Genomic DNA, 6,768 nt, shown 5'->3' on the forward strand with positions numbered 1-6,768 from the left:
AGGTCTCCTCCAACATCACCGACGTGCAGCATGGCGCGACCGAGACCGGCTCGGCCTCCTCGCAGGTGCTGTCGGCGGCGCAGATGCTGTCGAACGACTCGGGCCGGCTGAAGAGCGAGGTCAGCAAGTTCCTGACCAACGTCCGCGCGGCGTAACGACGTCCGCGCGGCGTAACGACGTTCGCGCGGCGTAAACTCTCGCATAACCCTCGACCGGACGAGAGGCGGCGCCAAAAGCGCCGCCTCTTTCGTTTTGCCGGTAGCATGATGTCGCTCACAGGTAGCATTATGAGGGGTAGCCGTAGTCTTGCGGGCAGGTCGTTTCATCGATGGTTAAAGCGGATTTACAAGAATTGACCGAGGGCAGTCTCACGCGGCGGCAGTCCCGATTGGAATCATTTCAGGGTTGTGGAGCCTTTGATGCGCAAGAATTTTCCTGTTACCGGCGTCGAATATCCGGTCAGTGACGAGACGCTGATCGTCTCCCGGACCGACCTCAAGGGCAAGCTCACCTACTTCAACGACGACTTCCTCGCCGCCGCCGGCTTCACGTCGGCCGAACTGATGGGCCAGCCGCACAACATCGTCCGTCATCCCGACATGCCGCCGGAGGCGTTCGACAATCTCTGGGACACGCTGAAGGCGGGCAAGCCGTGGCTCGGCGCTGTGAAGAACCGCCGCAAGAACGGCGATTTCTACTGGGTGCTGGCGACGGCGTCCCCGATCCGGGAGAACGGCCAGGTCACGGGCTTTACCTCGATCCGCACCAGGCTGCCCGCCGACCAGCGCAAGCTTGCCGAAGAGGTTTACGCCGCGATCCGCGAGAAGAAGCCGCATGGCTATCGCGTCGATGCAGGCATCATCCGTCGTCGTTCGCTGCTCGACCGATTCAGCGTCTTCACCGGGACGCTGAAGGCGCGTCTCGTCACGACGATGACGCTTCAGGCGCTGTTCATGCTGGCGCTCGGCATCGGCGGCGCGCTCTCCACGGGCGGTACGACCAGCCTGGTCCTGGCGCTGCTGGCTGTGGTCGGCGCCGCCATCGTCGGTTTCGCCGGTATTGCGACCATGCGCGCGATCCAGGGCCCGATGCAGCATCTCAACGACACGCTGGTCAACCTCGTGCAGGACAAGCTCGACAATCGCGTCGTCATCGGCCGCGACGACGAGATCGGCGAGGCGCTGCGCAACCTCCAGACCGTCCAGACCATCATCCGCTTCAGCCGCGACGAGGTTCAGGCGGTGCAGCGCCGCGCCGAGGAGCAGCGCAAGGCCGGCATGACGAAACTTGCCGACGGCTTCGAGGCGGCGATCGGCGAGATCGTCGAGACCGTGTCGTCCGCTGCGACCGAGCTCGAGGCATCGGCCTCGACGCTGACCTCGACGGCGGGCCGGGCACAGGAACTGGCGACCATCGTCGCAGCCGGCTCGGAAGAAGCTTCCACCAACGTCCATTCGGTGGCGTCGGCCGCCGAGGAGATGTCGTCGTCGGTTCGCGAGATCGGTCGCCAGGTGCAGGATTCCACCCGGATCGCGAGCGAGGCCGTCAGCCAGGCGCACGCCACCACCGACCGCGTCAGCGAACTTTCGCGGGCGGCTTCCCGGATCGGCGACGTCGTCGAGCTCATCAATGCCATCGCGGGTCAGACCAATCTCCTGGCGCTGAACGCGACAATCGAAGCGGCGCGTGCCGGCGAGGCCGGTCGCGGCTTCGCGGTTGTGGCTTCCGAGGTCAAGGCGCTTGCCGAACAGACGGCCAAGGCGACCGGCGAGATCGGCCAGCAGATATCCGGTATCCAGGCGGCGACCAACGACTCGGTCGGCGCCATCAGCGAAATCTCCGGCACCATCGCGCGCCTCTCCGAGATATCCTCGGCGATCGCGGCGGCCGTGGAGCAACAGGGCGCGGCGACCCAGGAGATCGCCCGCAATGTGCAGCAGGCGGCTAGCGGCACCCAGCAGGTGTCTTCCAACGTCGGCGACGTCCAGCGCGGTGCATCCGAAACCGGATCGGCGTCCTCGCAGGTGCTCTCGGCGGCGCAGATGCTGTCCCGCGACTCCAACCGCCTCAAGCTCGAGGTCGGCAAGTTCCTGAACTCGGTCCGTACGGCATGAACCGTTCGTCCGCATGGCTGCGATGTCGATTTCGCAGTGCGGTAGCAGGGAAGTGAATGCAGAAAGGCGGCCGGAGATTAGCGTTTCCGCCGGTGCTCAGGTAAAGGGGGAGGAGGATCCCCGTGGGGGCGGATTCCGTATCCTGCTTGACCTGGAATTACCCGGCGAATGATTGCTCTGGTCCGTATTGCCCTGAGCCGGCCCTATACTTTCGTCGTGCTGGCGTTGCTGCTCCTCATCATCGGGCCGCTCGCGGCGCTGCGGACGCCGACCGACATCTTCCCGGACATCCGCATCCCCGTGATCGGCGTGGTCTGGCAGTACACCGGCCTGCCGCCGGACCAGATGTCCGGCCGCATCACCACGCCGTTCCAGCGGGCGCTGACGACGACGGTCAACGACATCGAGCACATCACGGCCAATTCCTATAACGGCTTTGGCATCATCAAGATCTTCTTCCAGCCCAACGTCGATATCCGCACCGCCAACGCGCAGGTCACCGCGATCTCGCAGACGCTGCTCAAGCAGATGCCGCCGGGCGCGACGCCACCCTTGATCCTGAACTACTCCGCCTCGACCGTGCCGATCATCCAGGTGGCGCTGTCGGGCGACGGCCTCACCGAGCAGAACCTCGCCGACATCGGCATCAACAATCTGCGCACCCCCCTGGTCACCGTGCCCGGCGCGGCGATCCCCTATCCGTTCGGCGGCAAGCAGCGCCAGGTCCAGATCGACCTCGACCCGACCGCGCTCCAGGCCCGCGGCCTGTCCGGCCAGGACGTCGCCAATGCGCTGGCCGCGCAAAATCTGATCACGCCGGTCGGCACCCAGAAGATCGGCCAGTTCGAATACAACATCCAGCTCAACAACTCGCCGCTCAAGATCGACGAACTCGGCAATCTCCCGATCAGGACCGTCAACGGCGCGATGGTCTATGTGCGCGATGTCGCCACCGTGCGCGACGGCAATCCGCCGCAGACCAACATCGTGCATGTCGACGGCAACCGTTCGGTGCTGATGATGGTGCTGAAGGCCGGCGCGACCTCGACGCTCGATATCATCGCCGGCATCAAGCAGAAGGTGATCGACGTCAAGGACCAGCTGCCGGATGCGCTGAAGATCGGCTTCATCGGCGACCAGTCGGTGTTCGTCCGCGGCGCGATCGAGGGCGTGGCGTTCGAAGGCGTGATCGCGGCGCTGCTCACCAGCGTCATGATCCTGCTGTTCCTCGGCAGCTGGCGCTCGACCATCATCATCGCGGTCTCGATCCCGCTCTCGGTGCTGGGCGCCATCATCATGCTGTCGGCGATCGGCGAGACGCTGAACATCATGACGCTCGGCGGTCTCGCGCTCGCCGTCGGCATCCTCGTCGACGACGCCACCGTGACGATCGAGAACATCAACTACCATCTGGAGCAGGGCAAGCCGGTTGAGCAGTCGATCCTCGACGGCGCCAACCAGATCGTGACGCCGGCCTTCGTCTCGCTGCTCTGTATCTGCATCGTGTTCGTGCCGATGTTCTTCCTCACCGGCGTCGCGCGCTTCCTGTTCGTGCCGATGGCGGAAGCGGTGATGTTCGCGATGATCTGGTCGTTCATCCTGTCGCGCACGCTGGTGCCGACCATGGCGAACTATCTGTTGCAACCTCATGTGCATCATGAGGGCGCGCCGCCGAAATCGCGTAATCCGCTGGTCTGGTTCCAGCGCGGCTTCGAGGCACGCTTCGAGCGCATTCGCGGCGGATACCATAACTTCCTCGGGCTGGCGCTCGCGCACCGCGCGGTGTTCGTGATCGGCTTCCTCTGCGTGGTCGGCGCGTCCTTCGCGCTGGTGCCGTTCCTGGGGCGCAACTTCTTCCCCGCGGTCGATGCCGGCAACATCCTGATGCATGTCCGCACGCAAGTGGGCACGCGCGTCGAGGAGACCGCCAACCAGCTCGCCGACGTGCAGAAGGCGGTCCGCAAGCTGATCCCGGGCGAGATCGAGACCATGACCGACAACATCGGCATGCCGATCTCCGGCATCAACATGACCTACAACAACACCGGCGTGATCGGCCCGCAGGACGGCGACATCCAGATCAAGCTGAAGGAAGGCCACAAGCCGACCGAGGAGCACGTCAAGGTGCTGCGCGAGCAGCTGCCGCGCCTGTTCCCCGGCGTCAGCTTCGCGTTTCTGCCCGCCGACATCGTCAGCCAGATCCTGAATTTCGGTGCGCCGGCGCCGATCGATCTCCAGATCCGCGGTGCCAATATCAGCGCCAACTTTGCCTATGCCAACAACCTGCTGGCCAGGGTCCGCAGGATTCCCGGCGTTGCCGATGCGCGCATCCAGCAGTCGCCGAACAATCCGACCTTCAACATCGATGTCGACCGCACCCGCGCGCAATATGTCGGCCTGACCGAGCGCGACGTCACCAACAGTCTCGTGGTCAATCTCGCCGGCTCCTCGCAGGTCGCGCCGACCTACTACCTCAACCCGGACAACGGCGTGTCCTACTCGATCGTGATGCAGACGCCGCAATACCAGATCGACTCGCTGAGCGCGCTCCAGACGCTGCCGATCACCGCGACCGGCAATGCGCAGTCGCCGATCCTCGGCGGCATTGCCGACATCAAGCGCTCGACCTCGAGCGCGGTGGTCTCGCAATACGACATCCAGTCGATGGTGCAGATCTTTGCGACGACGTCGGGCCGCGATCTCGGCGCGGTCGCCGCCGATATCCGCCAGGTGATCGCCGATACCGCCAAGGAGGTGCCGAAGGGCTCTTCCGTGGTGCTGCTCGGCCAGGTGCAGACCATGAACAGCGCCTTCACCGGCCTGCTGTTCGGCCTGCTCGGCGCGGTCGTGCTGATCTACTTCCTGATCGTCGTGAACTTCCAGTCCTGGTCCGATCCGTTCGTGATCATCACCGCGTTGCCGGCCGCACTCGCCGGCATCGTCTGGATGTTGTTCGCGACCGAAACCACATTGTCCGTGCCGGCGCTGACCGGCGCCATCATGTGCATGGGTGTCGCCACCGCCAACAGCGTGCTGGTGATCTCCTTCGCCCGCGAGCGCTACGAGGAACTTGGCGATCCCATCGCGGCGGCGCTCGAGGCCGGCTTCGTCCGGTTCCGCCCGGTGCTGATGACTGCGCTCGCCATGATCATCGGCATGGCGCCGATGGCCCTGGGGCTGGGCGAGGGCGGCGAGCAGAACGCGCCGCTCGGGCGCGCGGTGATCGGCGGCCTGATCTTTGCAACCTTCGCCACGCTGATGTTTGTTCCCGTGGTGTTCAGTATGGTACACAAGAAACAAGGCGCCAAAGCCGCCGCCCCCTTGGAGACCGCGCATGTCGCCCACTGAATCCCGTCCGCCGGTGTCGCGCCGGAAATTGGGCATTGTCGGCGTGGTGGCGCTGATTGCGGCAGGCCTCGTCATCGGCACCGGCATCCGCGCCCGCGAGGAGCAGGGCTCCAGGCTGAAGGAATGGACCGACGACCAGGCCGTTTCCAGCGTCGCGGTAACCCTGCCCAACGCCAAGGCGCTCAATTCCACCCTCGACCTGCCGGGCCGGCTGGAAGCCTATTCCCGCGCGCCGATCTTCGCGCGCGTGTCGGGTTACCTGAAGAGCTGGAGCGCCGACATCGGCGCGCGCGTCAAGGCCGGGCAGGTGATCGCCGAGATCGAGGCGCCCGACCTCGACCAGCAGCTGTTGCAGGCCCGCGCCGACCTCGCCAGCCAGCAGGCCAGCGCCCGGCTGTCGGAGGCGACGCTGAACCGCCGCAAGACGCTGGTGGCCTCGAACTTCGTCTCCGCGCAGGAGATCGACGAGCGCACCGCCGATCTCTCCAACAAGAATGCGGCCGTCCATTCCGGGCAGGCCAATGTCGAGCGTCTTGAGGCGTTGGCCGGCTACAAGAAGATCACGGTGCCGTTCGATGGTGTGGTGACGGCGCGCGACACCGACGTCGGTGCGCTGATCAATGCCGGCGGCGGCTCGGGCCCGGCCATGTTCGTGGTCTCGGATATCACCAAGCTGCGCGTCTACGTCAACGTGCCCCAGAACTACGTGCCGGCGATCAAGATCGGCGCCAAGGCCACCATCGTGCTGCCGGAGTATCCGAACCGGACGTTCCAGGCGACCGTGGAGGCCTCCTCGCAGGCCGTCGACGTCGCCTCGGGCACCACGCGCATGCAGCTTGGCCTGGACAATTCCTCAGGCGAGCTGATGCCCGGCGGCTATGCCAGCGTGAAGCTGAACCTTCAGCGCGACTCCGCGCCGCTGAGCATTCCCGCCAGCGCGCTGATCTTCAACGGCAGCGGCCTGCGCGTTGCGACGGTCGGTGCGGACGACAAGGTGCTGTTCAAGACCGTGACCATCGCGCGCGATCTCGGCCGCGAGATCGAGCTCGCCTCGGGGATCGCAGCCGATGACCGCGTCATCACGGCCCCGCCGGATGGTCTGTCCGATGGCGATGCAGTGCGCGTCGTCGGCCCCGGCGCCAAAGGCAAGCCGGCCACGGCGTCGGAGAAGCAGGCTCCGAAGAGCTGAGGCGGTTTCGTGCCCAGGACGAAGGTCTCGTAGGGTGGGCAAAGGCGCCCTTGCGCCGTGCCCACCAGTCTTTCCGGATCACATGAAGGTGGTGGGCACGCTTCGCTTTGCCCACCC

Annotated in this window: 3 protein-coding genes; all 3 read left to right on the forward strand. The window is 65.4% G+C overall.

Annotated features, from left to right (window positions below; genetic code table 11):
• Positions 1-419 precede the first annotated feature (419 nt).
• The 3 genes from PMI42_RS33870 (at position 420) to PMI42_RS33880 (ending at position 6,651) form a co-directional block, all read left to right on the forward strand.
• On the forward strand, positions 420-2,114 hold the full coding sequence (locus PMI42_RS33870; RefSeq protein ID WP_008143582.1) for a methyl-accepting chemotaxis protein: 1,695 nt from the start codon (positions 420-422) through the stop codon (positions 2,112-2,114).
• Positions 2,115-2,282: 168 nt separating this feature from the next.
• Positions 2,283-5,462: an efflux RND transporter permease subunit gene (locus PMI42_RS33875; RefSeq protein WP_008143585.1), complete on the forward strand. Its 3,180-nt coding sequence runs from the start codon at positions 2,283-2,285 to the stop codon at positions 5,460-5,462.
• Positions 5,449-6,651, forward strand: a complete 1,203-nt coding sequence (locus tag PMI42_RS33880) for an efflux RND transporter periplasmic adaptor subunit (RefSeq protein ID WP_008143586.1) — start codon at positions 5,449-5,451, stop codon at positions 6,649-6,651. Before PMI42_RS33875 ends, PMI42_RS33880 begins: the two co-directional genes overlap by 14 nt.
• Positions 6,652-6,768: the final 117 nt, after the last annotated feature.

It is taken from the genome of Bradyrhizobium sp. YR681 (genome assembly GCF_000282615.1).
Classification (GTDB): Bacteria; Pseudomonadota; Alphaproteobacteria; order Rhizobiales; family Xanthobacteraceae; genus Bradyrhizobium.

Excerpts from the sequence above, each read along its gene's own strand:
- PMI42_RS33870 (WP_008143582.1), top strand. The coding sequence starts at position 420 with ATGCGCAAGAATTTTCCTGTTACCGGCGTCGAATATCCGGTCAGTGAC.
- PMI42_RS33875 (WP_008143585.1), top strand. The coding sequence starts at position 2,283 with ATGATTGCTCTGGTCCGTATTGCCCTGAGCCGGCCCTATACTTTCGTC.
- PMI42_RS33880 (WP_008143586.1), top strand. The coding sequence starts at position 5,449 with ATGTCGCCCACTGAATCCCGTCCGCCGGTGTCGCGCCGGAAATTGGGC.